Raw genomic sequence first — 25966 nt, 5'->3', positions numbered from 1 at the left:
TCGGCCCGAGGTGTCCGTCACCATTCTGGTTCTTGGTCACAACATAGCCCGGGCGCTTCTCGTGCGGGGCATGACTCCTAGAAGAACCCGAGCTTCTTGGCCGAGTAGCTGACCAGCATGTTCTTGGTCTGCTGGTAGTGGTCGAGCATCATCTTGTGATTCTCGCGGCCGATGCCGGACTGCTTGTAGCCGCCGAAGGCCGCATGGGCCGGGTAGGCGTGATAGCAGTTCGTCCAGACGCGGCCCGCCTGGATCGCCCGGCCGAAGCGGTAGGCGCGGGTCCCGTCGCGGGTCCAGATGCCGGCGCCGAGGCCGTAGAGCGTGTCGTTGGCGATCGCGAGCGCCTCGGCATCGTCCTTGAAGGTCGTGACCGAGAGCACGGGCCCGAAGATCTCCTCCTGGAAGATCCGCATCTTGTTGTGGCCGCGGAACACGGTGGGCGTCATGTAGAAGCCCTCGGCGAAGTCGCCCTCGCGGGTACCGCGCTCACCGCCCGTCAGGCACTCGGCGCCCTCCTGGCGGCCGATATCGATGTAGGACAGGATCTTCTTGAGCTGCTCCGAGGAGGCCTGGGCGCCGATCATCGTGGTCGGGTCGAGGGGCGAGCCCTGTGTGATCGCCTCGACGCGCTTGATCGCCCGCTCCATGAAGCGGTCGTAGATCGACTCGTGCACCAGCGCGCGGCTCGGGCAGGTGCAGACCTCGCCCTGGTTGAGGGCGAACATCGTAAAGCCTTCGAGCGCCTTGTCGAAGAAGTCGTCGTCCTCCGCCGCCACGTCGGCGAAGAAGATGTTCGGCGACTTGCCGCCGAGCTCCAGCGTCACCGGGATCAGGTTCTGCGACGCGTACTGCATGATGAGGCGGCCGGTGGTCGTCTCACCCGTGAAGGCGATCTTGGCGATCCGGGGGCTCGACGCGAGCGGCTTGCCGGCCTCGAGGCCGAAGCCGTTGACGATGTTGAGCACGCCCGGGGGCAGGAGGTCGCCGACGAGCTCGAGGACGACCAGGATCGAGGCCGGGGTCTGCTCGGCGGGCTTGAGCACCACGCAGTTGCCGGCGGCGAGCGCCGGGGCCAGCTTCCACACCGCCATCAGGATGGGGAAGTTCCACGGGATGATCTGGCCGACGACGCCGAGCGGCTCGTGGAAGTGGTAGGCAACCGTGTCGTGGTCGATCTCGGAGATCGAACCCTCCTGCGCCCGCACGCAGCCGGCGAAGTAGCGGAAATGGTCGATGGCCAGCGGGATGTCGGCGTTGGTCGTCTCGCGGATCGGCTTGCCGTTGTCCCAGGTCTCGGCCAGCGCGATCAGGTCGAGGTTCTCCTCCATCCGGTCGGCGATGCGGCTGAGGATGCCGGCGCGCTCGGCCGGGGAAGTGCGGCCCCAGGCATCCTTGGCGGCATGCGCGGCGTCGAGGGCCTTGTCGATGTCGGCGGCGTCCGAGCGCGCGACCTCGCAGACGACCTTACCGGTGATCGGAGAGGTGTTCTCGAAGTAGCGGCCATTGACGGGGGCGACCCACTTGCCTCCGATGAAATTGTCGTAGCGGGCCGAGAAGGGCGACTTGACCTTGGCGTCGCCGAGGAATTCCGGCTTGTTCATTGGCGTTTCCTCAAGGTGGCTCTCTGTCCGCTCGGGCGGCTGCCACATCGCTCTGGACGAATTCTAACCGGCAAGGCCGCAGGACGCCCGGAGCAACTTCGACGACCGGCTATGCAAGGACGCACCGACTCTGAACCTTGCGGGCTCATGCCTGTGAGGCCCCTCGCAGCCTTCAGTTCGTCGGCGATATGCTCGCTCCGAAGCCTTGCTTGAACATCGCCGCGAAGGAATCCTGGATCTGCTGCTGATTCTGGGGAACGAGTGAAACCCAGCTTTTCATCAATCCCTCGGGCGAAAAGCGATCGATTTCCGCCAAAACTTTCTTCTCCACCTCGGCCATGACCGCTGCCTGCATCGGCTGAATATCCGGCAATCCAAGGAACTGCCGCGCCTCGAATGATGTGCAATCAACCTCGACAGTTACTTTCATAGCCTCATCTCCTTCTGACGGGGGCGGCCGGCAGCTGAGAATCAATCCGGCTCTGCACGACCTTTGCGGCCGCCGTGTAGTCACGATGGAAGAGCTTAAGGCATTAGCTGCACCGCAGGTAAAGCAAACCCGCTGACCCGCAATGCGAGAATGCATCAGAGATTGTTTGATCCGGCCGATAGGCTGTTCGCTTCTTCCCGGCGTTCGCGATGCACGGCAAATTTCTGCCCCGGCTAATTGTCTGGAGACGAGACCGTCGTTGGCGCCGCGGTGGGTGCCGCCCATCGGCGGAGACACTGAACCGGTCGACCAACGAGAGCCCGAGGAAGTCGCCCGGGAAGGCGAAGCCGGTGACCTGACGGCGTCCGTCTGGAAGGACGCGATACAGGCATAAAGCGCCAGAGGCGACGTTGTAGACCGAGCCCGCTGGTTCATCCTGACCGAAGAGGTTCTGCTTTGGGTTGAGCGCAATACGCCGGCTCAACGGCTCCAGCGCGTCGCGCTCTGCCAGCGGCAGGGCCGTATACGGACTGATGAGACGGAGCTTGGAGATGCGTCCGTCCGAGTAGCTGGAAGGGACGGGAATGGGGGGCTCGGTGGTTGGTGCAGCCGACGACGAACGTATCGATATGAGCTTGTCCTTCCAGCTGAAACGGCCTCGCCCGCTGGTCGGCGACCGAATGATCCCCGTCAAGTATGGGGACCGCCACCGTCAGGCCGCTCGCGGACCGGTCGTGAGGGGGAAACGCTACGCCTCGGATCCCGCGCGCATCAGGCCGCGGCAGCTGCGGCTGGTGCGAGGGCCACGTCGAGGTGAACCGGATTGTGCAACGTATTCGCGACCGGTGACCACAACACCGTGTGCTTGATCAGCGCCGCCAAGACTTTTCGCGATGCGTCCGCCTCAATGCTGACCGAAACTCGAACGGTCTCGAAGCCGATGGTCTTAGGGGTGAGATCCCCGCTCCCCCAGACCGAGGTCATGTTGATGTCGGCCTCGACGCACAGCTCCAGCGATCGGATTGGGATGCCTCGACTCAAGGCGTTGGCGTGGAGCCCGATGGATAGGCACGAGCCCAACGCGGCGAGCAGGGCTTCCGAGGCGTTCGGCGCGGTGCTGTCGCCGAGCAAGCCCTCAGGCTCGTCCTCCATCACAGGCTGTGGCGGCAAGTTCCGGATGTAATTCAGTTGGCTCAGTCGTCCCTGTGCGACCGTCCGGCACCGAAGGGTCCGGACAGCGGTCGGGTCCGCTTTACATTCGGCGATCACCGCCTGGAGTTCGCGTTTGTCGATGGGCACGGGAACCACGGCGGCAGGGTTTCTCGGTGATCGTGCCATGAAGTTACCTTCCCGCGGATAGCCGGTTCTGAAATTCTCAGGCCTCGAAGAAATGTATGCCGTGGTTATATCCGAGATTGAGTATAAGCTTCCCGGCGGAGAAATCGGTCACCAAAGTCGACGACGAGGAATGCAAAAACGGATGGCAGGCAGCGCATGCTTGACTGGGACGACCTGAGATTTTTCCTGGCGCTCTCCCGGCACGGTTCGCTCTCGGCCGCCGCCAAGGTGCTGCATGTCTCGCAATCGACCGTCGGGCGGCGCCTGAACTCGTTGGAGGCGACCCTCGGGGTGCGCCTGCTCAACCGCACGCCGGACGGCTACGTGCCAACGTTGGCTGGTGTCGACGTTCGCGAGAAGGCCGAACGCCTGGAGGCGGAGGCGATCGCCCTCGAACGCGACGTCACCGGCCGCGACATCCGCCTGCGCGGCCTGGTTCGGGTGACCTGTGCCGAGACGCTGGCCGCCCACATCCTCGCGCCGAGCTTCGCCAAGCTTCACGAGCAGCATCCCGACATCATGATCGAGCTCATTCCTAATCCGCGAGAGCTGAGCTTGGCGATGCGGGAGGCCGACATCTCCCTGCGCATGCGCCAGCCCGAGCAGCACGATCTCGTCGTGCGGCGTATCGGGGGCATCGCCTTCGGCATCTACGCGACACCGGATTACGTCCGGAACCATGGCGGTCTGGATGTCGATGACGGTTGCACCGGGCATCGTCTGATCACGCAGCTCGAAGACACGCAGGAGATGACCCAGTCCGCGTGGCTGACCGACCTGGCATCACGTGCCACCGTGGTTCTTCAGACCAGCAGCCACGAAGCCGCCGTGCTCGCGGCCGCCAGCGGAGGAGGCTTGGCATGCTTGGCACGCTTCCGCGGCGACGGGGAGGCTCGGTTGACGCGCCTTCCGGTACCGACCGAGCCACCCAGCGCCGACGTCCTGCTGCTGGTTCACAAGGACAACCGCGACACGCCGCGGATCCGGGTGGTACTGACCCACATCACGGAATGCATCCACGCGCTCACCGCGGTCCTCCAACCCGTCGAGGAGAGCGGGCAACCAGGCCGGGCCGTGACCGGGTGACAGAGCGCGGGCACGGCCGCCCTCGCGGATCAGTTTTCGCGCCGAAAGCCCTGCTTCCCACGTCACCTCGTTCAAGCTCCGCTCAAGGCCGATTTCCCGTTCGGCCACGACGTATCCATCTCTGCATAGCCAAATGTCGAAAATGCTTGGCCCGTGTACTGAGCCGAGACGTTAGTATGCCGTTCAGAAGATACGGTGACCGGTTTGCCAGTAGGGTCTTAGCGACGAAAGCATGCCGTGCGGACGACGTCCTTCTGCTCGGACGACTTGCTCGGGAGCAAGGTGCGCACACCGGACAACGTGCCGCTCGGCAGCGGCGGCGCCATCGTCATGGGACCTGAGGGCGGCAATATCGCCTACCTCCTCGTCGCTCGCGGTGGCGTCTTCGGCCGCGGACAACGCCACGTCGCGGTTCGTTGGGGCCAGTTCAAGGTCACGCCGAACCTGAACATCCTCGTCCTCGACACGAGCAAGGACGGCATGGATCGGGCCCCGCGGATCATCGAGGGCCGCTTCACGAAGGCGGAGCCGTCTGCCCAGCAGACCGCGAAGCCGGACGCCTATTCGAACGCCGACGCAAAGACCCGGCGGACGGACTGAGCCTCGCGTCGACCGACCGAAGGCCGCTGCCTTCCACGCTTAGAAGCACGATTGGAATTTGCCATGCGAACGATGCCAGTACTGACGACGAGTTTCCTCGTCCTATCGACGATGACCGCGGCCCAGGCGCAGCAGCCGGTCACTGCCCCCGTGAATGCCGCGTCAACGATGCGGGAGGCGGGGCGCGAGGCGAGCCAAGCTGCCGATGCGGCACGGGAGGCGGCCCGGCTCGCGATGCAGGCGTCGAAGGCGGCGGTGACGGATGCCCCGAAGCAATCCGCCGACACGATTGGCAAGCTCGCCACCGACGCCGCGGAGGCGGCGACACGCGCCGAGACCAAGATTGCCGAAGCCAACAGGGCGGCGGGCATGGCGGCGAACGCCTCGATGCGGAAGGCTGCGGATGCCGCGCGGAAATCCGTGGAAGCGACGCGATTGGCGGTGCAGACCTCCAAGGATGCCGCCGAGGTCTCGGTCCGTTCGAACGTGACCGCGATACGTCGGGCGGCATCGGCCGCGCGGGCCTCCATCGTCAAGGCCGCCACAGCCACCGCGAACGCCGCCCGCGCCGCCCGCGAGGCTGCCAGGACGACCTGGGATCGCGAAATGGCGCCGACGCAGGCCGGTAGCTGAGCGCCGTCGGACGGCGCTCGTCCGGATCAAGACCGCGAGGAAGACCGGTGATGTCGATGACCGAGATGGCATGGACCTGCGAGGAGGCCGCGCATCAGCATGACCGTGCGGCCGCCCACTACCGGCGTTCCGCCAGGCATCTCGCAAACGCTGAGCATACCGCCGCCCAGAAGGAGCGTGATCTGGCCCTGAGTCATTCCGAAATGGCCCGGATCGAGGAAGCTGCCCCTCAACCGGATGGCATCGTTCACGACCGGCGGTCCGCCGCCGAGGCAGCTTGGCACTTCATGGATTGAGGTCCGTGCTTCCGGTCCTCGCTTAACGAGGAATCCCTGATGGCAAACCCTATGTCTCCCGAGCGGCCCGACCCGACCTTTCCCGATCCATCGCCGGCGCACCCCCCGAACCCTGACCGGACACCGCTACCGGAACCTTCGGGCAGGCCCGATCATGAGCCAGACGAGGTCCCGCCTTCCAACGAACCTCTCGGCATTCCCTCCGGTGCACCACCGGAGATCGGATGACCTCGGGCGTGCCGATCCAGCTGCCGATCGGATCTTCGTCTGGGAAAAGAGGGCAATCACCTCATTCTCGGAGGAAGAGCCCGGCGTCCTGGCATCGAGACGTCGCGCGGCACCGCACTCGCCGGCGCATGTCGCGAGATCATGAAAAATAAATATGCCGTTTATTGTTATTTCGCACGCTACAAATCATTGCTGCATAAATGAGGCATGTTTCAGAAATTATCTCGAAGCTTGTGGAGGTCTGTGATGCCGATCGTCGGATACGCGGGTTGGCCACCGGTCATTGATGCGAACACGCGAAAACACGTTCGCTTTGCCATGTCGGATGGACAACGAATTATTCCATGTCGAATCTCGATCAACACACTGCGTGGCTGCTTCGGTGATAAGGATTCCGAGCCGATCGCTCTCTTCGCAAGTTTTCAATCCGAAATTGAGGATTTCGCCAGCGGTAAATTCGAGATCGACGGAATCATAAATGGTATCATCGAGATCAAAGAGTCCGATTTTAATTGAATTTTGTCACTCGTTCGGGAAATTTCCATGACAAGCCCCAGACTTACAGGAATTGAATTTAGCTGGTTCACCAAGTGCCAGATGCTGGCCTCGAACTACGAGCGGCATTGGGGCATGCAGCTGGAGCCCGAGGCTGGAACGCTGGTGGATATTCTGGCCGCCGATGCGCAAACGATCTTCACGGGGCCGCAATCTCTGCAACGTGTGGCAGCACGGCTCGTTCTCGCCGCAGACGCGATCTCATCGACAAAGGATGATGCAGATCTCGTTGCCAACAGGAGGCACGAGATAGATCGCGGGGCCGAAGCTCTACGATACATTTCAGAAAAGCTCGGCAATATCGCATCGGCATCAGCTTTGAAACACGAGACGTTGCACCTCGCACCTTGACCACGAGAGGCGACGGGGGTCCGGTGCACGATTGTACCACTCACGGTCAGTTAAATTGACTTATGGCCACCTCAACGGTTAGCGACGTGTTCAACTGCAATCCACACCAGCGCCGCAATAGTCATCCGCTTCAAAATGAGATCTGCGATGCGCGATATTCTGACCCCATTCGTTCAAGGGAACGACGAGCGGATCGCTCTCAGGACTTGCGAGCGCGTTGCCGATGCCCTCGGCTTCCTCCCGAGTGACTTCTGTGACGATCCGAAGGCCATCCGCGAACTCGACGACGCGCTGGAAATGCTTCGCCTCTGGGCTGCTCTCGGAGGCGGCAGCGGCCGAGAACGTGTGCTCGCCTGTGCTAAGGCAACCCTGACGTCCCAGGCCGACATGCCGCTAACGGGAATCTGAGCTCCGTTCGCGCTGCAGGACCGATCTTAACCCCACCCCTTGGACTCCGAGGTGGGGGACGAGGATGAGGTGTTGTCGCCTACGGGAAAGCGACGATCATCCTCTTGGCATCGGTCACCGTGTTTGCGCAGGTGCGCTGGGCGCCGCGACGGTCCTCGTTGACCGCGCGACGAATGAGGCTGCGTGCTTCGACGATAAGATCCGACGTCGGAATTACTCCGGCATCGCTGGCTATCTCGGCCGGAGCCGTCGCCAGCCCCCCCGCGGTGAGCCAAGCCGTACAATATGGCCAGGCTGGAGAAAGGCAATCTGGAACGCATCGGCGCAGGCGATGCGTCGTTCCATCGTGACGATCTCCTCGGCGTCGTCTCCTCGCGCCCTACATGCTTACGATGCTTGATTTTCAAACGATCGGGACGTTGTGCGAACGGGGCCTTATCTCGGAAGGCGAGGTGGACACGGCAGTCGAAGCCTTCCTGTCGGGCTCGGCCGCGAGCGTCTTCCTCTTCCGGGTAGGCTATCGACTGAACCTCGTCAAAGCGGTGCGCAGCCACCCGGGCGCCCAGGAATTTGTCGGTCGTCCCAACGTCGGAACCGGACTGAAGCGCCCCTTCGTGCGAGCCGCCATTCTTCAGGCGAGGCCGATGCCAGGATGAGCGGGCTGATCCGGATGGATCGATTGTCCACGACGGCCGGCGCAGACGCCAGATCTGCCGCGTGCTCGTCCTCAGGAACTGGCTATCTCTGCTCAGATATTCCGAGCGCTACCCCGGCAAGCAACGATGTCGAGGCGAAGAGCGGATGGCGGGGGATGCCGCACCGGACCTCGTCCAAGAAATGCTGGCAGCATCATATTCGCGGATCCGGTCGTCAAAATTGACGCGCGCAGCGAAAACGTCCCGCTGCTAACTGTGGCCGTCGGATCGCCGGTTGGCATTCGGACCGGTGCGCGGGCCACTAGGGCGTCTCTGCAAACTGCCTCATTCGTGCGAGCGCGTCAGCTATTTGCTTTCATCAAGCGTAATTAGCAATGGCTTCGCTCGGTCTTCCGAGCGCCGAGGGGGGTGAACTCGTAGGCTTCGTGTGACCGACCTGAGTTTGCAGAGACGCCCTAGTCCGACCTGCACGCGCACCGGCACTTCGTACCGTCGCCCCAGACGTCACATCCATGAAGCCGGCAACACGGAGGCGGTAATCCTGTACCGATGTCCGGAGATCCATATGCCCACGCACTACTGCCTCGATCCGACCGACCAATACGGCGAGGCTCAAGTCCTGGTGACATTCAAGAGGGAAGGTGGTGATGTGAAGCTGATCTCGGTGATCGATGCCGCGCACCACAACATCCTCTCCGACCTTGAAGAGATACAGCGACAGGATCTTCAGCATGAGATTTCCGAGGCGGTGCATCAGCCCGACTGCTTGCTTCAGCCGAGCCGACAGAGCGTGCGAAGTGCTCAAGGATAGGCGTGCCATGAACGCATATATGGGAGTCGTCGGGGTCAAGACCCGGAGCTACGTCGAACTCGTCACTGACATCGTCTCGGCATACGTCTCGAACAACCTGGTCCCCCCTGCCGAGGTGCCAAGCATGCTTACTGCCGCCCATGCAGCTCTCGCTGACCTGGACCGGAGCGGCACTGCCAGGAAGCCTTCCCCTGCCTCGATTCGCAAGTCCGTCACCCGCGAGGCGCTGATCAGTTTTGAGAACGGCAAGCCGTACAAGACTCTGAAGCGTCATCTCACGGCCTTTGGGCTCACCCCGCAATCCTACCGCCAGAAGTGGGGTCTACCGTGGGATTACCCGATGGCCGCTGCCAGCCACACAGCTCGGTGCTCGGCCTCCGCCAGGGGCCGGGTCCTGGGCCCAAAGCGGAGAACGGCACCGCCGAGGCTCTTTCTCGTAACCCCTACCATTCCGGACACGCCAGGACGCTATGGAATGACGAGGACCTTCGCAGCGGGAGACCCGGTCTGCTTGGCCGAACGAGACGCGGCCAAGTAGGCGCCTGCCGCGATACTCAAGCCGCGGCCCAGCGCAAGCCAGAAGATGCCTTGGCGACGGTCGCCTGACGCGAGCGCCAAAAGAGGGCTCCGATGACAGAGCACTCGACCATTCGGCGTGCGACGGCCGAGCTCCACGACACGTTCTTGCCGCCGGATGCATTCGTGCGCATGATCGTCGAGATGCAGGCGGAAACGAGGTTGCGCCCGTCGATGGATGTCGCGCTAGAGCGGGGCTCGTCCGATCGGAAGCTATGCTGGGTGGCCGAGGGTTGATGGGGCGAGGAGGCGGCCATGCCGACAACCTTGTCCGTCGATCTGCGCCAGCGCGTGGCGTCCGCAGTCTCAGCCGGGGCGGACCTGCCGGCAAGCTGCCGAGCGCGTCGGCGTGAGCCGGGCCAGCGCCAGCCGCCGGTCGCAGCAGAAGCGGTGCGTGGGCCACGTCGCGCCCAAGCCGCTGGGCGGCGACCAGCGCTCCCGCCACATCGAGGCTCATGCCGAGCTCATCTGGCAGACCTATGAGGCTCGCCCGCAGATCCTCCTGCGTGAGCTGCGCGAGGCTCTTCAGGCGCACGGGGTTGCGGTCAGCACCAGCAGCCTGTCGCGCTTCTTCGCCCGGCACCGGATCACGCGCAAAAGGGGGCGCTGCACGCAGCGGAGCAGGAGCGAGACGACGTAAGAGCGGCGCGTGAGGCGTGGTTTGAGGGCCAGCCCGCGCTCGATCCGGATCGTCTCGTGTTCCTGGACGAGACGGCGGCTAACACCAGCATGGTCCGCCGCTACGGCTGGGCAGAGCGCGGCGCGCGCTGCCGGATCGCGGCGCCCGCGGGCCACTGGAAAACCACCACGGTCATCGCCGGGCTGCGCACGAGCGGGCCGAGTGCGGTTGCGCTGCTGGACGGGCCTGTGACGGGCGAGCGCTTTCGCGCCTACGTGTCAGAGACGCTGGTCCCGACCCTGAGGCCGGGCGACACGCTCATCCTGGACAACCTCGGCGCCCACAAGGTGGCGGGCGTGCGCGAGGCGATCGAGGCAGCGGGGGCTCGGCTCTTGTACCTCCCACCGTACTCGCCTGAGTTCAACCCGATTGAACTTGCCTTCGCGAAGCTCAAAGCGCTCCTGCGCAGCGTGGCGGCCCGCACGGTCAGCGATCTCTGGGCGGCCATCCACAAGGCTTTCGCGCGCTTCTCGCCCGAGGAGTGCCGCAACGACTTCACAGCTGCCGGCTACGAGAATGGCGCTTGTTCTTCAAACTGATCGGGTCGCGCTCAAGTGATCAAAATCTGACGCTTGGTACCCACTCACGAGGTCCGCTCGGGATGAAGAGCCGAAGCTACATCCGCAGTGCTCTCAACCTCTGCAAGCACAATGGGTGGCGACGAACTCGGCAAGTTGGCCGGTGGTGAGGCGCTGCTCAGGGTGATCGCGCCTCAACGCGGCCAGCGGCATATCGGGCACTGCGGCCTCTTCCGGTTCCTGCACCAAGCTGAGACCACCGTGCGCCTTGATTGCGCGAAGGCCCTCAGCACCGTCGCCGTCCCCGCCGCTGAGCACGATCCCGATAACGCGCTCGCCGTAGGCTTCGGCCGCCGAGACGAACAGGGGGTCGGCAGCCGGGCGGGTGAAATGAAGCTTCGGGCCCTGATCCAGGCGGATCACGCCGAAGCGCAACCGCATGTGGTGGTCGGGCGGCGCAACGTAGATGCGTCCGGGCTTGATGACCTCACCGTGCCGAGCGAAGGCCGCCGGGAGGTTGCCGCGTGCAGCGAGGATGTCCGGCAAGTAGCCGCGGTTGGCGCCGATGTGCCGGACGATGAACACGGACGCGCGACAGGTGGCGGGCAGAGCCTTGATGATCTGCACCAGCGGATCGAAGCCACCGTTCGAGGCGGCGATGACGATGATGGCACCCATCGCATTGCGACAACCGCCGCAGCCGGTGCCAGTTCGTTGGCTTCAAGCTGAACGCTGAGATCGGTCGGAGTCGGCCCCTAGCCACGGGAGCGCGTCATTCGGCAGAGACGGAATTCCGAGCGAAACAAAAATGGCAATTCATGCGAGTCTGCTGCTCAGACGACTTCTATTACAATTAGACGAGCTAACGAATAAGTTTCCGAAATTGAGTTTTTGTTGGAGGCTTAACATGACTGCCCTCGCAATTTTGGCTATCGTCTGTGGCGTCTTGGATCTGACCCTCGAGCGGTTTTTCCGGTGGGTAAGCAACCGACTCGAAGCGGGTAAATGGCCCGAGGGCATAGAGCCCCTCGCCGGATTGACCTATTTGAATGGTTACCTTCAAATACTGACGCCGGCGGTTGCGATCCTCGTAGGAATAGCGATCCTCGTGAACGAGAGGTATTGATAAAGGGCAGCCACTTCAGGCTGCCGCGACTGGCGCAGGTTTGGCCTTCTCTCTGGATCCTCGCAGAACTGCCGCTGGTCGATCTGATCCTCCGCGAGGTCATCCTGACGCACGATGTACGGTGTTGCCGATCGCGGGGCGGTGCCTGCGGAGACTCGTTTGAGGCCGGCCTCACGTAGATCGGAAAGTTCGAAGGGCAGTCTCATGATAGCGCTTAGGCGCTGAGACACCGGGTTTTTGGGGCGCTCTTTGAACCTGCCCGAGCGGGTGTGCTAAAATCCTCGTTTATGCACTAAGGCAGTGCTGCCATGCTCAAGCGAGTGACAAGTGCGCAGCTACGCGCAGCGCGGGGGCTCTTGGCTTGGACCACGAGCGATCTCGCTCGGGCGTCTCAGGTGCCCGAAGAGACATTGGCGCTCATCGAATGCCAGGAAGACGCGGATGACCCGCACCTGCTCAACCGGGCCGTCTGCTCCTTGGAAACCGCGGGCGTGATCTTTCTCGACAACTGCGTGACGATTGAGGGCGGCCCTGGGGTGCGGCTCAGGCGGCAGGGTCCCTGTGACGAGGGCCTGCACCTCGGCGAACTCACCAGCGAGAACGACGGGTAGACGAGCGCGATCGCCGCCCTTCGTCGGCCGCGATCAGCGGCGGAGGCGCTGCGGTAACGCAAAACTGGACGTGGACACCACAATTCGGAGACAGCGCAGTGGCCATCCTCTCGGTGCTCCGACCGCGTCGCGCGGTCACCTCGCCAAAGCGCTCGCTCGTGAAGACCCTGACTTGGCGCATCATTGCCGAGGTGGACACGTTTGTGGTCAGCTATCTGGTCACCGGGAGTATGACGTGGTCCTTCGCCATCGTCGGCATCGAGAGCACGACCAAAACCGTGCTTTACTACCTGCATGAGCGCGCCTGGGGCAGAGTGCTTTGGGGTACCAGCTTTCTGCCGCTCGCGCCTGAGAGAGGCTCGTCGGCGCCGGCAGGCATTCTCGGCTCTAATCAACGCCGCCCGCCGACCTCATCGAGATGCTCGAGCAAGTCTGCTGGGTCTTCGTAGACGCGCACTGCGCCGGATCGCTCCAGCTCTTCCGTGCCGTACCCACCCGAGAGCAGCCCGACCCCAAGCCCACGACAGCGGCGTGCCGCCAGCATGTCCCAGATCGAGTCGCCTACGATGATCGCCGTTTCGATCGGCTTGCCGAGCCGATCCGCCGCGGCCAAGAACAGGTCAGGGTCGGGCTTGGCGTACTTGACCATGTCGCGCGTCACCACCGGCACCTGCTCGAGGTCGACGCCGAGAGCGTCGAGGTTGACCCGTGCCGTTTCCATCCGGCCGCTCGTGGCGATCGCCCACGGGATCCCGGCCTCGGTGAGGGTGCCGAGCAGGGCTTGTGCCCCCGGAAGGGGATAGATCTGCGAGGAGAGATGCCCGTACGCCTCGGCATGAAGACGGCCCAAGCGCGCGATGCGCTCCTCGCTGATCTCCTGCCCCGTCTCCCGCAGGAGCTGGTTCGTGAACAGGCCGCCGCTCATGCCGATCTTCCGGTGGATGCGCCAGACAGACAGAGCGATCTCCTCCGCGTCGAGCGCCTGCTTCCAGGCGAGCACATGCTGGTAGACGCTGTCGACGAGCGTGCCGTCCAAGTCGAACAGGAAGCAGGTTTCGATGCGCATCGGACGACCTCTCATGCCGCCGCGCGAACCGGCTCCGACGCGCGTTCCACGGCGGCAATAACCTGCTCGGGCGCGAGGTGCTGGATCATGTGGCCCATGCCGGGGACAACGATCAGTTCGCTGTCCGGCAACTCGCCGTGCAGCCGCTTCGACTGCCGGTCGACGTCGGCGATCTGATCGTCGCCACCGACGATGATCACGACCGGCAGCTTCAAGTCGCGGTAGTGCTTCTCAAGCTCGACGGTCACCGGCGTCATCAGCACGGCGTCCTCCGCGGAGGCGCGCAGCTGCGACGGGCGCAGCATCATGGCTTTCGGGAACTCGCGATCGAAGCGTTCTGTGACAGGGGCCGGAGCAAACATGGCCTTGATCATGGCGGGCTGCAGCGCCCGTCCGATTACGGGCGACACCGTGTGGCGCATCAGGTCGCCAAGGCCGGGGATCGCCGCCGGGGAGGATAGCATCACGTCGGCACGCAGCGTCGGATAGTAGTAACCGGATGCCAGGACGAGGCTGCGGACGAGCTGCGGGGCCTGAAGCGCGAGAGCGACCGCGACGAGCGCGCCCCACGAATGCCCGAGCACGACGGCCTGCGTGACGCCGAGCTGCTGCAGCGCTTTTTGGAACAGCGTCGCGTGGGCGCGCGGCGTCCACAGGCCGCGCGGGCGATCGCTGTAGCCGTAGCCGGGCCGGTCGATGATGATGACCCGGTGGCGCTTGGCGAGGTCGTCGACGATGCCGCTGACCAGGAAGTCCTGGATCATCATGCCGTTGCCATGGATCAGCACCAGGGCCGGGCCATGTCCGCGCTCGACGTAGTGCAGGCGCACCCCATCTACGGTCATGAACTCACCGATGGGCGGTGTTTGCCGCTCGGCTTCCCGCGTCTTGGCGACCGCGTAGAGCGCCGATGCGCCGAGGACTGCGGCTGACCCGAGCAGGGTCGGAACCAGCCAGCGGCCGGTGCTGGAACGTTGTGTCATGGTATGATCCTGCGTGTGATGGGGCATGCTCCTTGATCGGCGGGATCAATCTGAAGCGATGCGATCTGTTCAGCCTACGGCCTCAGCCCGGCGCTAGGCGGCGGTGAGGCGCTTGGTGTTGAAGGCCACGTGCTCGCGGTATCGCGACACGACGATTTCGAAGGAGCCACCAGTCACCAGCGTTCCGGCAGCCTCGATGGCAGCACCGATCTTTTCGGAGACCATCGACTGCATCTCGGCCTGTGCCTCAGCCCCGCCCCAGGCAATCCTGACAAGCCGAAGTTCGATCACGCGCTGCGATTCGATAGCGAGCATCATGGTGCTGAAGAAAGGGGTTAACATGGTCTACTCCGCACCGCGGGATGCGGCAGTCCTCGGGTCGTGCTTGCGGCAGTCGGCAGCCCCTATGGGAGCGCGCCGATTAGGCCCTTGGCTTCCGTCATCGTGTTCTCACACGCCCGCTGATGTCCGCGGCCATCCTCCTCGACCGCACGATGGAGCAGCCGGCGCGCGTCGGCGATGTGTGCACTCGTCGAGATCATCCTGACATCGCTCGGCTCCCCCTTAGGAGCGCTGGGCAGCGCCTTCGGTGAATTGCTGCTGCGAATCGTATGTCCGTCTTGGAGGCCAGCCACGTGGACCGCGCCGGCGCTGTCGAGGCGACGCGCGATCGTACCGATCTGCTCGGCGCAGGAGCTCGCTTGGACGGGAAGCTGCGTGAGGCCGAGCAGGAGGGCGGAAGCCCCCAGAGAGAGCGCGAGGCGCATGTGAGATCCTTTGTGCGGCGAACGATCAGCCGGAGTGCCATGGCAGGGCCGGCAGATCGCACGATCAGAGTGCGCAGCAGATCACCGCAGCGAACGGGTGGTCGCGGAGGATGCTGCACTGCAATATGCAAACATCGCTCAGAGCCGAACGATCCATCCTGGACGAAGAAAGATCTGGGGCAGGGTCCCGTATCGAGCGGCTGTGGCCAACGGGATCATTCGGATCCATGAGAACGGCGGCGGGGCCGGGATCCGGTTCCGGGAGCGAAAGAGTTCATCACAACGGCGAAGATTGGACGCTTCGCCTGGCACTCGATGCCGTGACCAGCTCATCATGGTTACGCTTCGACCGCTTGGACCCCGGCTGCCTTGAGTGGAGGCGCGCCGGTTGCCTGCGACAGGGGTGCGGCCTAAAGTTATTCTACAACCTCATCGAATCTGCACGGCATCGGATGTTTGGTATATAATTAATTTTATTACCATCCAGGGATGTTGTTATGAATTATGACATGGAAAGACTGTGCAGAGTAGTCGAAGACGTGGCCGTCCGCGAGGACGTCAAACTGACGGACTCGGGCACCTCTGAGGCCATCGTTCGCGCCGTGCTCACTGAGCTTAAGAAGCCGAGCAAAATGATGCTCGCCGCAGGCGATCCTGAGTATCATTTTCCGAGCATTGAAGGAGTTACCGAGCAATTTGCAGACATGATAGACTGCGTCCTAGCCGCGGATTGAACGACGGAAGCTCGGCGATAGCTCTATTGGAGCTATATCTTGGTCAGACTGGATCCGCCTCTGAGCCCTGCAGCTCGCTCTTGCCCTCTCACTGCGGTATGATAGCTGCCAAGCGAGGGACTGCCATGAAAACCAGCACCGACTTCATCGCATCACTCAAGCATGAGCATGCCCGTCTGGGCCGCCTGCTCGGCGTGATCGACAACGGCATTTGGTGGACGAAGGAAAAACCTGGCCTCGTAAAAGTCGAGGACCTGCAGGAGCAGTCCGAAACGATCAAGACCGCCATAGACAAAATCGAACGCGTCGTAGGCGAGATCGGAAGCTGATGCCCTGAACCAGAATGGCCTGCTGTGTCAGCTGCCGGTCGGTCCAGGCGTCGTTGGACCCCTCGATAGCGCCGCTGTCAGCGTCCGTTTGAAGAAGGGGCGCCATCCAGATTTTGGCTCATCCCACCGTTTGCTTGGGTCTTAGCCTGAACCGAGAGATCGACGCTGTCCGCTAACTCCGGCAGCGCTTCGAGGAGGGTGGCAGACACCGCGTCTCTTGTAAGACCTCGGCCATAGACATTCGCGATGATGGTCCAAAATTGCGGTCTCGTGCTCTCCGGGATCTCAGCAAGGCGCTTGTCGATCATATCGCGTGCAAGCTTAGCAAGCTCCTCAACTTCTTCAGGTAAAATCTCGAGCGCGCCGGCCATTGCAGGGTCCTCGTTGTGACCGAACATGCGAAACGCAGTCCCAGGGTCCGTCCCCGAGTCGATCAGGCCTAAGGTGTTCGTGGGAGCCATCGACAAGGGCTTCCTGGCCAGGGCGGTTTGGGTAGACGGCGCTGTGCCATTGCCGTCCGGCATCTCCATCGGTCTTCAGGGATGCCGCACGCTCCAAAGGATCGAGACTAAGCCGACGAAGCACGCGACAAGGCCGAGCATGCCGATGAGAGCGACCATGTCCGGCACGCCTTCAAGCCCTTGGATCCCTACGGTGATCGGCATCGCGCCCTCCTATGATCCGTGATGCAGCGAGCATCTCCTCCACGCTGTGATGCCCATCTCAGTCCTGGGCACCATTCACCGCCGCCGTTGCGACGTAACGGGCGCGAAACCGGCCAAAGCCGGAGGCCGGCCAGCTGTCCCGTGCTAGTCTGCTCTATGACCGGACGGACTCTCGTCCATCGGCCAAAATGGCAGACCTGTTCGGGATCGCCCCGTTGAGCGGCGTCGGCTCTTCTTCTTTGGCAGATGCCAGACCGGCCAGAACCAGCGCAGAGGCCGGGTTCATAGCCTCGACCATGGTCGTCGGGATCAAGATCGTCGATCCTCGCTCCTTGGTCGTCTCGTAGATGATGTTCATAGCCCGCAACTGCAGGGCGATTGGGTACTGCGCGTAGGTCTTGGCCGCCGCGACAAACCGACTGGCGACCTCGTCTTCGGCGGATCCGAGGATGATGCGGGCCTGCTTCTCCCGTTCGGCCTGCGCTTGGCGGGACATGGCATCCTGAAGCGCAACGGGGATCGCTACGTCCCGAACTTCGACCGAGGTAATCGCGATGCCCCACGCCGCCGTTTTGAGGGCGATCTCCGAGCGCAATTCCTCATCGGCCGCCTTGCGATCCGAGAGTAGGTCCGCAAGCATCGATGAGCCGATCATCTCGCGCAGCGATGTCTGCGCGACCCGGTCGATCGCTTGGCGGTAGTTTGTGATCTTCAAGGCCGCTGCTTCGGCATCGTGTACGTGCCAGAAGATGATCGCGTCCACGTTCACCGGCACGGTGTCGCGTGTGAGTGCCTGCTCCGCGTTGAAGGCCGTCGTCTGGATGCGTTCGTCGATCACGGCGGTCACCCGGTCGAAGACGGGAAGGATCAGGAACTAGCCGGGACCGCGGACACCCTGCAGCTTGCCTGCGCGCAGGATCACGAACTTCTCCCAGGCGTTGGCTACTTTGAGAGAGAGCGCGACGAGCATAGCCGCCCCGAGGAATAGGCCGGCGAAGAGTTCGGCCAACCAGCCGGGCCTCAATGTGTCAAACGCGCCTATCGCCAGCCCGCAGAACAAGAGGGCCGCGACCAGCATGGCGGTAATCGGGTTCACGGTCGCAACTCCTGGCAGCTCATCATGCAACGGGCGAGCTACCCTCTGGTGGAACACGCGGCCGTGAATAAGGATCAAGTCCGTTTTCGCGTTATGGCTATGCGTTTTTGCATGACCGCCAGCCGTTTTCAGTCAAATCGAACCCTTCCGATTGCATGCGTATCTTATTGAATATGTCATACGCGAAGCTTGAGCGGCGCTCTCCGGACGAACAGTTCGAGGTCGCAACACGAATGCCTTGACTCCATCAAAGCGTACAGCACGCAGCGTCAATTCCGCCGCGCTGGAAAGAAGTTAGGGACGAACGCGCCGTGCGCTCGGCACTCTAAACATATCGAGATAATTGAGCCCGGTTCAAAATGAGGCCGGCTAGACGTTACGACCGAAAAGATTTTTCTTCCTTGCTTCTCTCTCTCGAAAATAAAAACTGCCGCTTATGGTTCGATTCATTCGCCGGTTAGTTATCAAAGAAGGACAGATTTTCCCGAAGCCTGCTGAAGACAGCGGAGGCTTGCCATGTCGATCGTCGGTTACCCGGGCTGGCCCCCGGTCATTGATGCGGGCACGCGAGAGCACGTTCGTTTTGCAATGTCCGACGGGCGCAGGCTCATCCACTGTCGCATATCATTTGGTACCCTGCGCGACTGCTTCGGCGAGGCAAATTCCGAACCGATGGACCTGTTTGACAGCTGCCAGAGCGAAATCGAGGACGCGGCCAGCAGGAAGTACGCCGGCGCCGACGTCAATAACGGGCTTATCGAACTGGAGGAAAAGGATTTTGGCTGAATTGTTGACTCTACGGGATGGAAGGATCCGAAATGTTCTCTCTTTTCGAGTTCTCTGCCGCAGCTGCCGTGATCATCAGCACGCCGGCTCTCGCGCAAATTGTCGCCGTTCCGCCGATTGGCTCGGACGACGGCATGTCGAACATGCCGAAAACCAGTGCGACAGTCCCGGACCGAGTTAGAACGCTCGATCTGAATGCCCCGGGCGGTATGCGCGTACGCAGTGATCTGGCGGATAAACCGGGGCCACGCCATCCCACCTTTATGTTGAAGGAGCGCTTCTGAGACGCGCCGGCAGCTCCGTGGAGCAAGGATCCTGGCACAAGCGCCACTGTCGCGATCGGGCGACCAGAGAACTACGGCAGCATTTACCCGACGGTTTATCAGTCCATGCAGATATTTGACCCCTCCCTGGCTTTTATAGCGATACTCGCTGGAGGTTGCTTGCTTCTCTTCGCCACGCGCCTTTACCAACGCACGGTGACTGCGGCACTGCTTATTATCGCGGCGGTCCTGTGCGTTACGATCTTAGGCGCTGTTTTGGGTGGGGTACACGCGTCTTAAGCAGCTGCGGACTGAGAAAAGCGCGCCGTCAACCCCACAGTGACGCAGGAGATGCGCAGGTGAGGTTCTACGCCCGGCCTGCGGCGGGGCGGGTACACTCATGCGACCACCCCGATCGTGTGTTCGCAGGGTCCCATTTGCGATGATCCCGAGACTGACGATCTTCGGAGCAGCAGAGCTGCACACTCTGACGCTCCTCGGACATGAGGAAAGTAATTTATTTTGATCTGGCGGCGGAGTAGGGATTTTAGCGCGCCGCGCACCGCAACGAAACCCAACGTCAAGACTTTTCATCATGCGAGGTCGCGCCCGCCTCTACGAAGAGCAGCGCCGGTCCCATTTGAGGAGCGATGTCGATGCCTCCCCCCGGAACACCAGATGTCCCGCCCTGGGTGCCCTCCCCGCTTCATGTGCGGACCGAGCTCGGCTTTGTCGCAAGAGCGCCCAGCAGCGACAATCCGATGCTTGACGGCCTATCCTGCTGGGCAGCACTCTTTATCGAGCCCTGGCTTGAGGGCATTGAAGGGGCCGAGCTAGGTTCGGCACATTGGTTGTGTGAGACAGCCAACGCCATGAGTGAGTGCTTACACGACTGGCTGGTGCCAACACCATCGCTCGACCATGCGATTGATGCGGCCCTGGATGCATCACGTGCTCTATCGGTCTCGTTATTGGTCGAAAGAGAGGCCAACGTTGAAGCTGCCAGGAAGCAAGCTTGTTCTACTATCATTAAGCTCATAGATATCCTTCGTACTGCGACCCCGCGAGAGGCAAAGTTCAGCGCCCATTCTGTGGGCTGAAGGCGAAGAGCAATGCCGCAAGGATACTTGTGCTGATATTTCGCGAAGCTTTGCGTTAAATATCGGAAGAGGACATTTCTGCATCCGCTCACTCGCGTCAGATGTAACATTGGATCGCTGGTACGGCGCGCCCGTAGATTCGCACGGCGCGAACCTCGTGCTCGACGGAAGGCGACTGATCTCAGCTTAGGTCCGGTCTTCTGCGCGTTCTGCGGATGTTCCTCCGGCAGTACGAGCGCAGCCCGAGGTACGGCGGGCTCATCCCTCAGTGGACACCCTCGTCCGTCAGCGTGTGCATTCCTTGGCGGCAATTTCCCTGAATGACGCAGATCGTCATGCCGCTCGGTCGCAGGGAGGGCGCGGAGAGCCACTCGACTCCGCGCCACGTCTCATAGCCCTGCCCGCCGTTGCGCGTTCTTGATGCCGAAAAGGTCAGCCGCATGCCTCGGCACGAGCTTCATTGCGACATCTCCCCTGCCCCCGTCGAGGACACGGCCGCGAGTCGGACGCCGATTCAAATCTCGGCGAGCCGGGTGTTACGCCCCGCTATCTGGGTCCGGCTGCTTCCATGGCCGAAAGAAGGGTGCTGGGGGTTCCGCTCCGCTCGATGCTCGATCTGCCACCCCGTTTGACTTCGCCAGCAGGGCTGTGATCCGATGCAGTTCTTCCTTCGCAAGTGGGATCGCGTCTTCAAGGGATTGGCTGCGAACCCGCAACGCGATCTCACAATGCGCGTCGAGGCTCTCCCACCAGAGGCCAAATCGGATTTTCGCGCCGACGTCTGGCGCCCGTATTTCGACCATCTCAGCGGAGAGCATGCTGATGATCGGCGTAGCTTCGTCGGACATGTCTTAAGCTCCATCGGTCGGCTCGCACCTCCGATGCTGAGGCTGCGCGGGTCGGGTGTCCACCGGACGCTCCGGCCCGCGTCCGCTATTTCGGCGGGTGCGCCGCGCACCAGCCGTCCCGAGGCTTACGGGGGCATTTTCTCCAAGAGGAACTTGCGGGGGCGCTCGCGCTTCGGCCACTTTCGGCAGCGCTGTCCCCCGCCGTGAGTTTCTGGGCGACCATGAGGCTGACTGGGCAATGTCCCTCCTCACCCTCGTCCTGTTCGTCCTACTCCTGGTTATTGTTGCTGGTGGTGACTTCCTAATGGGGGAGCCCTCCGCCAAGAGAGCTGCAGCCTGGACACGCTCCTGTTTGTTCTGATCACCGTGCTTCTGCTCATCCGCAGGCACTTATGAAGCGAGATCGCAAGTTCACGATCTTGGCTACTGCTGACAAAGGCACAAGCCACGCAGCATCGCTCCAGCGTCACATTCTCTGGAGCGCTTTAAGCGGGATGGTCACACCAACAGCTGCCGAGTGACGGGTCCTACTTCCGATTGGCCGATCTGATCGCTGCGCTGACCATGTCCTTTGTGGACGGCGCTGCTGCAATCGCCTTCGGCACCGGCTTCTTCGGCTTTTTAGCTTCGCGGTTTCCGTGCTTCTTCTCCGAGGCCATCATTACCTCCCTATGTCGTGAATGCAGGATCGCACATTTTCGCGCCTCGGCAGCATGAAAAGATGGCTCTCGCCGAAAGCCAACCAAGGCGGGCTGGGAGGGGAGTAGCCGGGGCTGCGGTTGAGCTGGGCGGTAGCGCAGTGCTAGCGCAGCACCCTGGCATCCCCTGCCCGATCAATGACTTAGCCGTGCTCACGCTCAGATCGGGATCATCTGCGCGTTGTTTGCCGGGCTCGTTCCGCTCTCACCCTACCTGTATGGACTTGCTCCGGAAAAGTGGAGAGCTCTTTTCCTGAAGGAGGAGGGTTCCGATGGCAGACCGGAAGCAAACCTTTACCCTTGAGTTTCGTGCTGAGGCGGTCCGGCTGGCGCAGACGAGCGGGCGGTCCCGCCGCGAGGTCGCCGCCGATCTCGGCGTCGGGCTCTCGACACTGCGCAACTGGATCGACGGGCAGCGTGAGCGAGAGATGGATAACCCGCCAGCCGACCGTCAGGAGGACATGGCTGCCGAGCTCAAGCGCCTGCGCCGCGAGAACGAGGTGCTGCGCCAGGAACGGGAGATCCTGAAGCGGGCCACGGCTTTTTTCGCCAAGGAGGGAAGTCGATGAGGTTCCGCCTCGTCGATGCGGCGAAGAAGGACTTCCCGGTCGCGCGCTTGTGCAAGGTTCTCGACGTCAGCCCGAGCGGCTACTTTGCCTGGAAGAACCGTCCGGCCTCGGCACGGCAGCGCGAAGACCCCGTGCTGCTTGCCCATGTTCGCTCCGCCTTCACGCTCTCGCACGAGACCTATGGCAGCCCCCGCATGACGCACGAGCTGCGCGAGCGGGGCCTGGCGGCAGGCCGGCGGCGCGTGGCCCGGCTGATGCGGGAGAACGGGCTCAAGGCCCGCCAGCCGCGCCGCTTCCGGCGCACGACGGACAGCGGCCACGCCTTCCCGATCGCGCCCAACCACCTCGACCAGGACTTCACGGCGGCTGGGCCGGATCGGAAGTGGGGGAGCGATATCTCCTACATCTGGACGCGGGAGGGCTGGCTGTACCTGGCGGTGGTCCTCGACCTGTACTCCCGACGGGTCGTAGGCTGGGCGACGGGCGACCGGCTTCACAAGGAACTCGCGCTGACCGCGGTGCGACGCGCGCTCGTCGTTCGGCAGCCAGGGCCAGGTTTACTGCATCATTCCGACCGCGGCAGTCAGTATTGTTCGAACGATTATCAGACAGAACTACGAAGGAATAGTGCCGTGAGCTCGATGTCCGGCAAGGGGAATTGTTATGACAACGCGATGGTCGAGACGTTCTTCAAGACGCTGAAGAGCGAGCTGGTCTGGCGCACCGCGTTCCAGACGCGAGCCGAGGCCATCGTCGCGCTGGCCCGATACATCGATGGCTTCTACAATCCCCGACGCCGTCACTCGGCGCTCGGCTTCATCAGCCCCACCCAATTCGAGAGGGGCATCGCCCACCAAACCGCTCTCCACTAAAGCGAGGCAAGTCCAACAACCCACCTGCGCGGCAAAAGCACAAAGCCCCGCTTGGCCTCGGGCGCCTTGACCACCTCCAGATCGATCCCGTGCGCGCGGGCCGCGGCCGCAGGCTTGTCGCCGGTGTAGCCCTGATCGACGAAGCCCTTCTCCACGTGGCCGTCCGTCTCCGCCTGCACGGCCGCACTCAGCCGCCCGACCTCGCCTCTGTCGTCAGCGTCGGCCGGGGTCACGTGCAGGGCCACCACGTGCCCGGGCGTGTCGACCGCCAGATGCACCTTCGAGCCCTTCTTGCGCTTGGCCCCGTCGTAGCCCGCCCGCTCACCGCTCTCCGGCGTGGACCGCAGCGTGCGGCTGTCTAGGATCACCGCAGACGGCTCCGGCTCGCGCGCCGCTGCCATCCGCAGCACCGCCCGCAGGTCGCCCGCCACATCGGCAAAGCACTCTGCCGAAAGCCAGCGCTGGGTCTGCTGGTAGACGGCCGCCCAAGGCGGCAGGTCGTGAGGCATGAACCGCCACGGTGCCCCCGTGCGCACGATGTAGCGCAGGCCGTTGAACACCTCGCGCAGCTCGTGATCGCGCTGCCCCGAACTCTCCCGCAGAAGCGCCAGATAGGGCGCCACGAGCGCCCACTCTTCATCGCTGACGTCGGACGGGTAGGCGGCGCGTTCCAAGCTCATCCTTCGGAAACACACAGCCGCATCAGCGGTTCATAACACGCTCTAGCCCCGTTCCGCCGCCAGACGAAGGGTTCGCGCGGCAACGCCGACGCGGGTGGCAGCTTGGGTCAGGTTCAACCAAGGCTCCTCTCCCGCCGCGGCCTCGCGGAACACCGGGATGCGGCACTGCGAGCGCAATGCGGTGACGCGCTCGCGCGTGAAGCGGTTGCCGTGCCCCGTCCTCACGCCGTTGCGGTTGAGTACGCCCGCGATCACGTCGTCGCGCGCGATGAGCGCCAGTGTGCGCACCGCTTCGATCACGTCGGCGGGCGTGCTGGTGCGCTGACCGCGTCGCCGACGCGGCAGGCGATGCTCGGTGTGGGCGCCGCCGACCCAATGCAAGGTGAGCACGATCTCGGCCCGTACCTCGTCGAGGTCGGCGATCGCCTCGTGGATGAGGGTGCGCACGATCCGCTTCTTGAGCCGCGCATCCGTCGTGGGCGCTGACCAGACGCCCTGCAGGTCCGCGGCGAGCGTCTCCAACGCGATTGGAGGAAGGGCGGGTCGGGGGGCGACCGCGTCGTGCTCGGCAACGCGCGTCTCGCAGGCGCCGACCCGGGACAGAGCCCGGTTCCAGCGCGCTTCGAGTTCGCCGGTCACCAGGCGGTTCTCGGGATCGGCGGCGTCGTACTGGCGGAAGGCGCGGTCGGCCGTATAGCGCGCCGCCTCCAGGTCGCGCACCATCGCCTCACGTGCCTCGTCGCGGCGCATGCTCGCCTGCGACTCGGCTGCCCGCGCCGCCTCGATGGCGCCGGGCTGCACCACCGACAGGAGGGCCGCCTCGACGACGTCATCGACACGCAGGCCGCCGAAGGCGATGCAGTTCGGCTCCCCGTAGTCGATCCGCCCGCGGACGCAGGCGTAGCGCGGGATCTGCCCCTTGGCCCCGGTGTACTGGACGCTCAGCTTGCATCCGCAGCGCCGGCAGCGCAGCAGACCGGAGAGCAGGGCCGAGCCGAGCTTGGGCGCGCCACGGGAACTCGTCGGGACGTTCTCGCTTACCATCACCCGGATCGCCTCCGCCCGCTCCCACGTGGCGTAACCCTCATGCGCGCCTGGCTTCAACGCCAGCCAATCCGAGCGCGGCGTGCGCCGGGCCCGCGAATGACGTCTTGCCCGCCCCGTCGCAGCCGTCGACTTCGACGAGGCAACGTTCTCGGGCGGGGTAGCCGATGCCGTTAATCGGCCGGATCGGGCTCGTTGAGCTCTTCGAGTGCGTACTGGAGGGCGGCAATGGCGCGCCGCCGTTCGATCGGGTCGGAGGGGATGAGCAAGCAGACACCCTCGTCCGGCCCAACGATCGGGATCGACACGAGAGTCGAGCCGTTGTGGTCGGTGACCGTGACGATGACGGGTTGTTCGGGTGCGGGGCCGCGCCCGCCGTGCGGGAAGGAGACGATGTTGGACATGGCGCTACCGTAGCCAGGGCGTCGGGGCCGGAAGAGCAAAGCGCTAGGGCTCGCGCTTCGGTGGCAGCAGCACGATACACGGTCGACAACGACCACGTGCGCGACGACCTGCGCAATATGCCCGCCCGGCAGATCGAGCCGCATGGCCGGTTGCGGACCTAGCGCGACATGCCGTTGAGCCATGCCGAGGACGCCCTAGTCGCGTGGCTTCTCTGCCTGTGCTAAGGTCAATCTCAGCCCGCCCTCCTGTCGAGCTGACGGAGGGCGCTGCGATGCGGTTCGATCGCCAGACGGGCAGCGATTGGATCGCGGACCCAGGCGAGCTTGCAGCCAAGCTCGGCATCACACTCCGGCTGCTGCAAGACGAGATGCACCTTGGCCTCGTTCGCACGCGGGTTGAGACAGGGCACGGCCGGAACGAAGGACGGGCTCGCGTTACGGTCCAATGCCGTGAGGCCGCATGGCGGGGCGTCTTCGACGCACAAGGGCGCCTGATCAACGAGTGCCGTCTTTCAGCAGATCAACCGCCCGATGGCGTGATCTGGTAGGCCAAATTCCC

At 63.3% G+C, this 25966-nt stretch carries 36 protein-coding genes and 2 pseudogenes; 21 read left to right on the top strand and 17 right to left on the bottom strand.

The window, feature by feature from the left end:
- Positions 1-77: 77 nt before the first annotated feature.
- From adh to ACYCO6_RS09080, 4 genes are all read right to left on the bottom strand, one after another.
- On the bottom strand, positions 78-1601 hold the full coding sequence (adh, locus tag ACYCO6_RS09095; RefSeq protein WP_459771246.1) for an aldehyde dehydrogenase: 1524 nt from the start codon (positions 1599-1601) through the stop codon (positions 78-80).
- Between the two features lie 172 nt (positions 1602-1773).
- Positions 1774-2031 (bottom strand): DUF6489 family protein, encoded by a 258-nt coding sequence (locus tag ACYCO6_RS09090; RefSeq protein ID WP_459771243.1) that lies wholly within the window; start codon positions 2029-2031, stop codon positions 1774-1776.
- Positions 2032-2134: 103 nt separating this feature from the next.
- Positions 2135-2515, bottom strand: a complete 381-nt coding sequence (locus ACYCO6_RS09085; protein ID WP_459773486.1) for a cyclic nucleotide-binding domain-containing protein — start codon at positions 2513-2515, stop codon at positions 2135-2137.
- A 287-nt stretch (positions 2516-2802) separates the two neighbouring features.
- The gene (locus ACYCO6_RS09080) at positions 2803-3369 is read right to left on the bottom strand and encodes an OsmC family protein (protein WP_459771241.1); all 567 of its coding nucleotides are present in this window, start codon (positions 3367-3369) and stop codon (positions 2803-2805) included.
- Positions 3370-3525: 156 nt separating this feature from the next.
- On the opposite strand from ACYCO6_RS09080, the gene ACYCO6_RS09075 reads away from it, so the two are divergent.
- The 11 genes and pseudogenes from ACYCO6_RS09075 (at position 3526) to ACYCO6_RS09025 (ending at position 10787) form a co-directional block, all read left to right on the top strand.
- Positions 3526-4455 carry a LysR family transcriptional regulator gene (locus ACYCO6_RS09075; protein WP_459771239.1) on the top strand — a complete coding sequence of 310 codons (930 nt, stop codon included), beginning with the start codon at positions 3526-3528 and terminating at the stop codon, positions 4453-4455.
- 237 nt (positions 4456-4692) lie between these two features.
- The gene (locus tag ACYCO6_RS09070; RefSeq protein WP_459771236.1) at positions 4693-5055 is read left to right on the top strand and encodes a PRC-barrel domain-containing protein; all 363 of its coding nucleotides are present in this window, start codon (positions 4693-4695) and stop codon (positions 5053-5055) included.
- 63 nt (positions 5056-5118) lie between these two features.
- A complete protein-coding gene (locus tag ACYCO6_RS09065) occupies positions 5119-5688 on the top strand; it encodes a hypothetical protein (protein WP_459771233.1) in 570 nt (189 codons plus the stop codon).
- A gap of 50 nt (positions 5689-5738) precedes the next feature.
- Positions 5739-5984, top strand: a complete 246-nt coding sequence (locus ACYCO6_RS09060) for a hypothetical protein (protein ID WP_459771231.1) — start codon at positions 5739-5741, stop codon at positions 5982-5984.
- A 474-nt stretch (positions 5985-6458) separates the two neighbouring features.
- The gene (locus ACYCO6_RS09055) at positions 6459-6728 is read left to right on the top strand and encodes a DUF1488 family protein (RefSeq protein WP_459771229.1); all 270 of its coding nucleotides are present in this window, start codon (positions 6459-6461) and stop codon (positions 6726-6728) included.
- 27 nt (positions 6729-6755) lie between these two features.
- Complete coding sequence (locus ACYCO6_RS09050) at positions 6756-7118, top strand: hypothetical protein (protein WP_459771228.1); 363 nt, start codon at positions 6756-6758, stop codon at positions 7116-7118.
- A gap of 147 nt (positions 7119-7265) precedes the next feature.
- On the top strand, positions 7266-7526 hold the full coding sequence (locus tag ACYCO6_RS09045; RefSeq protein ID WP_459771225.1) for a hypothetical protein: 261 nt from the start codon (positions 7266-7268) through the stop codon (positions 7524-7526).
- Between the two features lie 383 nt (positions 7527-7909).
- The gene (locus ACYCO6_RS09040; protein WP_459771223.1) at positions 7910-8182 is read left to right on the top strand and encodes a hypothetical protein; all 273 of its coding nucleotides are present in this window, start codon (positions 7910-7912) and stop codon (positions 8180-8182) included.
- A 565-nt stretch (positions 8183-8747) separates the two neighbouring features.
- Positions 8748-8993 (top strand): hypothetical protein, encoded by a 246-nt coding sequence (locus tag ACYCO6_RS09035; protein ID WP_459771220.1) that lies wholly within the window; start codon positions 8748-8750, stop codon positions 8991-8993.
- Positions 8914-9531, top strand: a complete 618-nt coding sequence (locus tag ACYCO6_RS09030) for a Ros/MucR family transcriptional regulator (RefSeq protein ID WP_459771217.1) — start codon at positions 8914-8916, stop codon at positions 9529-9531. The genes ACYCO6_RS09035 and ACYCO6_RS09030 overlap by 80 nt, the downstream gene beginning before the upstream one ends.
- A gap of 293 nt (positions 9532-9824) precedes the next feature.
- Positions 9825-10787: pseudogene (locus ACYCO6_RS09025) on the top strand (IS630 family transposase).
- Between the two features lie 93 nt (positions 10788-10880).
- Here the strand turns inward: ACYCO6_RS09025 and ACYCO6_RS09020 are convergent.
- On the bottom strand, positions 10881-11444 hold the full coding sequence (locus ACYCO6_RS09020) for a chemotaxis protein CheB (RefSeq protein ID WP_459771216.1): 564 nt from the start codon (positions 11442-11444) through the stop codon (positions 10881-10883).
- 229 nt (positions 11445-11673) lie between these two features.
- On the opposite strand from ACYCO6_RS09020, the gene ACYCO6_RS09015 reads away from it, so the two are divergent.
- The 3 genes from ACYCO6_RS09015 to ACYCO6_RS09005 all read left to right on the top strand — a co-directional run bounded on the left by ACYCO6_RS09015 (position 11674) and on the right by ACYCO6_RS09005 (position 12952).
- Positions 11674-11892 (top strand): hypothetical protein, encoded by a 219-nt coding sequence (locus ACYCO6_RS09015; protein ID WP_459771214.1) that lies wholly within the window; start codon positions 11674-11676, stop codon positions 11890-11892.
- Positions 11893-12287: 395 nt separating this feature from the next.
- Complete coding sequence (locus ACYCO6_RS09010; RefSeq protein WP_459771213.1) at positions 12288-12503, top strand: DNA-binding protein; 216 nt, start codon at positions 12288-12290, stop codon at positions 12501-12503.
- A 98-nt stretch (positions 12504-12601) separates the two neighbouring features.
- Positions 12602-12952 (top strand): DUF2061 domain-containing protein, encoded by a 351-nt coding sequence (locus tag ACYCO6_RS09005; protein WP_459771212.1) that lies wholly within the window; start codon positions 12602-12604, stop codon positions 12950-12952.
- Here ACYCO6_RS09005 and ACYCO6_RS09000 read toward each other — a convergent pair.
- From ACYCO6_RS09000 to ACYCO6_RS08985, 4 genes are all read right to left on the bottom strand, one after another.
- Positions 12895-13569 carry an HAD family hydrolase gene (locus tag ACYCO6_RS09000; protein ID WP_459771210.1) on the bottom strand — a complete coding sequence of 225 codons (675 nt, stop codon included), beginning with the start codon at positions 13567-13569 and terminating at the stop codon, positions 12895-12897. The two genes, ACYCO6_RS09005 and ACYCO6_RS09000, sit on opposite strands and share 58 nt — an antisense overlap.
- 11 nt (positions 13570-13580) lie before the next feature.
- A complete protein-coding gene (locus ACYCO6_RS08995) occupies positions 13581-14552 on the bottom strand; it encodes an alpha/beta fold hydrolase (protein ID WP_459773485.1) in 972 nt (323 codons plus the stop codon).
- Positions 14553-14645: 93 nt separating this feature from the next.
- Positions 14646-14894, bottom strand: coding sequence for a hypothetical protein (locus tag ACYCO6_RS08990; protein ID WP_459771208.1), 249 nt, complete (start codon positions 14892-14894; stop codon positions 14646-14648).
- Between the two features lie 62 nt (positions 14895-14956).
- On the bottom strand, positions 14957-15319 hold the full coding sequence (locus tag ACYCO6_RS08985; RefSeq protein WP_459771206.1) for a hypothetical protein: 363 nt from the start codon (positions 15317-15319) through the stop codon (positions 14957-14959).
- A gap of 497 nt (positions 15320-15816) precedes the next feature.
- Here ACYCO6_RS08985 and ACYCO6_RS08980 point away from each other — a divergent pair, with 497 nt between their 5' ends.
- Positions 15817-16053 (top strand): hypothetical protein, encoded by a 237-nt coding sequence (locus ACYCO6_RS08980; protein WP_459771204.1) that lies wholly within the window; start codon positions 15817-15819, stop codon positions 16051-16053.
- 125 nt (positions 16054-16178) lie between these two features.
- Positions 16179-16382, top strand: a complete 204-nt coding sequence (locus ACYCO6_RS08975) for a hypothetical protein (protein ID WP_459771202.1) — start codon at positions 16179-16181, stop codon at positions 16380-16382.
- A 77-nt stretch (positions 16383-16459) separates the two neighbouring features.
- Here the strand turns inward: ACYCO6_RS08975 and ACYCO6_RS08970 are convergent, their stop codons facing one another.
- The 4 genes from ACYCO6_RS08970 to ACYCO6_RS08955 form a co-directional block, all read right to left on the bottom strand.
- Positions 16460-16780, bottom strand: coding sequence for a hypothetical protein (locus tag ACYCO6_RS08970; protein WP_459771200.1), 321 nt, complete (start codon positions 16778-16780; stop codon positions 16460-16462).
- A gap of 138 nt (positions 16781-16918) precedes the next feature.
- A complete protein-coding gene (locus ACYCO6_RS08965; protein WP_459771198.1) occupies positions 16919-17047 on the bottom strand; it encodes a hypothetical protein in 129 nt (42 codons plus the stop codon).
- Positions 17048-17201: 154 nt separating this feature from the next.
- Positions 17202-17915 (bottom strand): slipin family protein, encoded by a 714-nt coding sequence (locus ACYCO6_RS08960; protein WP_459773484.1) that lies wholly within the window; start codon positions 17913-17915, stop codon positions 17202-17204.
- A gap of 6 nt (positions 17916-17921) precedes the next feature.
- A complete protein-coding gene (locus ACYCO6_RS08955; protein WP_459771196.1) occupies positions 17922-18143 on the bottom strand; it encodes a hypothetical protein in 222 nt (73 codons plus the stop codon).
- A gap of 516 nt (positions 18144-18659) precedes the next feature.
- Here ACYCO6_RS08955 and ACYCO6_RS08950 point away from each other — a divergent pair.
- Together ACYCO6_RS08950 and ACYCO6_RS08945 are read left to right on the top strand one after the other, a co-directional pair.
- Positions 18660-18929 carry a DUF1488 family protein gene (locus ACYCO6_RS08950; protein ID WP_459771194.1) on the top strand — a complete coding sequence of 90 codons (270 nt, stop codon included), beginning with the start codon at positions 18660-18662 and terminating at the stop codon, positions 18927-18929.
- Positions 18930-18961: 32 nt separating this feature from the next.
- Positions 18962-19213: a hypothetical protein gene (locus tag ACYCO6_RS08945; RefSeq protein WP_459771193.1), complete on the top strand. Its 252-nt coding sequence runs from the start codon at positions 18962-18964 to the stop codon at positions 19211-19213.
- A gap of 1615 nt (positions 19214-20828) precedes the next feature.
- Here ACYCO6_RS08945 and ACYCO6_RS08940 read toward each other — a convergent pair.
- Positions 20829-21140, bottom strand: a complete 312-nt coding sequence (locus ACYCO6_RS08940; protein ID WP_459771191.1) for a hypothetical protein — start codon at positions 21138-21140, stop codon at positions 20829-20831.
- Positions 21141-21677: 537 nt separating this feature from the next.
- Between ACYCO6_RS08940 and ACYCO6_RS08935 the strand changes: the two genes are divergently transcribed.
- Together ACYCO6_RS08935 and ACYCO6_RS08930 are read left to right on the top strand one after the other, a co-directional pair.
- The gene (locus ACYCO6_RS08935; protein ID WP_459771189.1) at positions 21678-21857 is read left to right on the top strand and encodes a hypothetical protein; all 180 of its coding nucleotides are present in this window, start codon (positions 21678-21680) and stop codon (positions 21855-21857) included.
- Between the two features lie 253 nt (positions 21858-22110).
- A protein-coding gene (locus ACYCO6_RS08930; RefSeq protein WP_459771187.1) for an IS3 family transposase occupies positions 22111-23279 on the top strand; the annotation gives its coding sequence in 2 pieces (ribosomal slippage) (positions 22111-22378 and positions 22378-23279; 1170 coding nt in all).
- A gap of 14 nt (positions 23280-23293) precedes the next feature.
- On the opposite strand, the pseudogene ACYCO6_RS08925 reads toward ACYCO6_RS08930, so the two are convergent.
- The 3 genes and pseudogenes from ACYCO6_RS08925 to ACYCO6_RS08915 all read right to left on the bottom strand — a co-directional run.
- A pseudogene (locus ACYCO6_RS08925) lies at positions 23294-23959 on the bottom strand (IS5 family transposase); the annotation flags it as partial.
- A gap of 42 nt (positions 23960-24001) precedes the next feature.
- Entirely contained in the window at positions 24002-25003 is a 1002-nt protein-coding gene (locus tag ACYCO6_RS08920; RefSeq protein ID WP_459771185.1) for a recombinase zinc beta ribbon domain-containing protein, read from the bottom strand.
- A 173-nt stretch (positions 25004-25176) separates the two neighbouring features.
- The gene (locus ACYCO6_RS08915; RefSeq protein WP_459771183.1) at positions 25177-25407 is read right to left on the bottom strand and encodes a hypothetical protein; all 231 of its coding nucleotides are present in this window, start codon (positions 25405-25407) and stop codon (positions 25177-25179) included.
- Positions 25408-25679: 272 nt separating this feature from the next.
- On the opposite strand from ACYCO6_RS08915, the gene ACYCO6_RS08910 reads away from it, so the two are divergent.
- Complete coding sequence (locus ACYCO6_RS08910; protein WP_459771181.1) at positions 25680-25955, top strand: DUF6522 family protein; 276 nt, start codon at positions 25680-25682, stop codon at positions 25953-25955.
- Positions 25956-25966 lie beyond the last annotated feature (11 nt).

It is taken from the genome of Methylobacterium sp. CM6257 (assembly GCF_054611515.1).
Note: the sequence above shows the minus strand (reverse complement) of the source record. Positions and strands in the feature narration are given on the sequence as shown.

Excerpts from the sequence above, each read along its gene's own strand:
- ACYCO6_RS08910 (WP_459771181.1), top strand. The coding sequence starts at position 25,680 with ATGCGGTTCGATCGCCAGACGGGCAGCGATTGGATCGCGGACCCAGGC.
- ACYCO6_RS09000 (WP_459771210.1), bottom strand. The coding sequence starts at position 13,569 with ATGCGCATCGAAACCTGCTTCCTGTTCGACTTGGACGGCACGCTCGTC.
- ACYCO6_RS09080 (WP_459771241.1), bottom strand. The coding sequence starts at position 3,369 with ATGGCACGATCACCGAGAAACCCTGCCGCCGTGGTTCCCGTGCCCATC.
- adh (WP_459771246.1), bottom strand. The coding sequence starts at position 1,601 with ATGAACAAGCCGGAATTCCTCGGCGACGCCAAGGTCAAGTCGCCCTTC.
- ACYCO6_RS08970 (WP_459771200.1), bottom strand. The coding sequence starts at position 16,780 with ATGTTCGGTCACAACGAGGACCCTGCAATGGCCGGCGCGCTCGAGATT.
- ACYCO6_RS08995 (WP_459773485.1), bottom strand. The coding sequence starts at position 14,552 with ATGACACAACGTTCCAGCACCGGCCGCTGGCTGGTTCCGACCCTGCTC.
- ACYCO6_RS09045 (WP_459771225.1), top strand. The coding sequence starts at position 7,266 with ATGCGCGATATTCTGACCCCATTCGTTCAAGGGAACGACGAGCGGATC.
- ACYCO6_RS09065 (WP_459771233.1), top strand. The coding sequence starts at position 5,119 with ATGCGAACGATGCCAGTACTGACGACGAGTTTCCTCGTCCTATCGACG.
- ACYCO6_RS08980 (WP_459771204.1), top strand. The coding sequence starts at position 15,817 with ATGAATTATGACATGGAAAGACTGTGCAGAGTAGTCGAAGACGTGGCC.
- ACYCO6_RS08940 (WP_459771191.1), bottom strand. The coding sequence starts at position 21,140 with ATGTCCGACGAAGCTACGCCGATCATCAGCATGCTCTCCGCTGAGATG.
- ACYCO6_RS08920 (WP_459771185.1), bottom strand. The coding sequence starts at position 25,003 with ATGGTAAGCGAGAACGTCCCGACGAGTTCCCGTGGCGCGCCCAAGCTC.
- ACYCO6_RS09030 (WP_459771217.1), top strand. The coding sequence starts at position 8,914 with ATGAGATTTCCGAGGCGGTGCATCAGCCCGACTGCTTGCTTCAGCCGA.
- ACYCO6_RS09040 (WP_459771223.1), top strand. The coding sequence starts at position 7,910 with ATGCTTACGATGCTTGATTTTCAAACGATCGGGACGTTGTGCGAACGG.
- ACYCO6_RS08975 (WP_459771202.1), top strand. The coding sequence starts at position 16,179 with ATGAAAACCAGCACCGACTTCATCGCATCACTCAAGCATGAGCATGCC.
- ACYCO6_RS09075 (WP_459771239.1), top strand. The coding sequence starts at position 3,526 with ATGCTTGACTGGGACGACCTGAGATTTTTCCTGGCGCTCTCCCGGCAC.
- ACYCO6_RS08990 (WP_459771208.1), bottom strand. The coding sequence starts at position 14,894 with ATGTTAACCCCTTTCTTCAGCACCATGATGCTCGCTATCGAATCGCAG.
- ACYCO6_RS09050 (WP_459771228.1), top strand. The coding sequence starts at position 6,756 with ATGACAAGCCCCAGACTTACAGGAATTGAATTTAGCTGGTTCACCAAG.
- ACYCO6_RS09090 (WP_459771243.1), bottom strand. The coding sequence starts at position 2,031 with ATGAAAGTAACTGTCGAGGTTGATTGCACATCATTCGAGGCGCGGCAG.
- ACYCO6_RS08915 (WP_459771183.1), bottom strand. The coding sequence starts at position 25,407 with ATGTCCAACATCGTCTCCTTCCCGCACGGCGGGCGCGGCCCCGCACCC.
- ACYCO6_RS08945 (WP_459771193.1), top strand. The coding sequence starts at position 18,962 with ATGTTCTCTCTTTTCGAGTTCTCTGCCGCAGCTGCCGTGATCATCAGC.
- ACYCO6_RS08965 (WP_459771198.1), bottom strand. The coding sequence starts at position 17,047 with ATGCCGATCACCGTAGGGATCCAAGGGCTTGAAGGCGTGCCGGACATG.
- ACYCO6_RS09015 (WP_459771214.1), top strand. The coding sequence starts at position 11,674 with ATGACTGCCCTCGCAATTTTGGCTATCGTCTGTGGCGTCTTGGATCTG.
- ACYCO6_RS09060 (WP_459771231.1), top strand. The coding sequence starts at position 5,739 with ATGTCGATGACCGAGATGGCATGGACCTGCGAGGAGGCCGCGCATCAG.
- ACYCO6_RS09055 (WP_459771229.1), top strand. The coding sequence starts at position 6,459 with ATGCCGATCGTCGGATACGCGGGTTGGCCACCGGTCATTGATGCGAAC.
- ACYCO6_RS08950 (WP_459771194.1), top strand. The coding sequence starts at position 18,660 with ATGTCGATCGTCGGTTACCCGGGCTGGCCCCCGGTCATTGATGCGGGC.
- ACYCO6_RS08985 (WP_459771206.1), bottom strand. The coding sequence starts at position 15,319 with ATGCGCCTCGCGCTCTCTCTGGGGGCTTCCGCCCTCCTGCTCGGCCTC.
- ACYCO6_RS09020 (WP_459771216.1), bottom strand. The coding sequence starts at position 11,444 with ATGGGTGCCATCATCGTCATCGCCGCCTCGAACGGTGGCTTCGATCCG.
- ACYCO6_RS09035 (WP_459771220.1), top strand. The coding sequence starts at position 8,748 with ATGCCCACGCACTACTGCCTCGATCCGACCGACCAATACGGCGAGGCT.